This window comes from Salipaludibacillus sp. CF4.18, from assembly GCF_051262595.1.
Classification (GTDB): domain Bacteria; phylum Bacillota; class Bacilli; order Bacillales; family Salisediminibacteriaceae; genus Salipaludibacillus; species Salipaludibacillus neizhouensis.
The window spans coordinates 1-215 of record NZ_JBIMEV010000195.1 but is presented as its reverse complement, the minus strand read 5'-3'; the positions used below and the strand labels follow the sequence as shown (position 1 = coordinate 215).

General features: G+C 36.7%; 1 protein-coding gene. It reads right to left on the bottom strand.

All coding sequences use genetic code 11. The annotated features are described in order from the left end of the window. Nucleotides 1-18 precede the first annotated feature (18 nt). Nucleotides 19-215 (bottom strand): IS3 family transposase (locus ACHABW_RS26125; RefSeq protein WP_435759967.1); only part of this gene is annotated, 197 nt, incomplete at its 5' end.

Genomic DNA, 215 nt, shown 5'->3' with positions numbered 1-215 from the left:
TGGAATGTCAACACTAAATCAAACAATCTTTTTAAGGTCTCTTAACTTGTATTCGATGGGTGACAAGTAATCTAGTGATCCGTGAATTCTAATATGATTAAACCAGTGAATATAATCAAACAGTTGAAGGTCAAGTTCGTGTTGGTTAGCGAAAACCACACCTTGAACGAACTCTATTTTGATGGTCTTAAAAGTGGCTTCAGCGACGGCGTTAT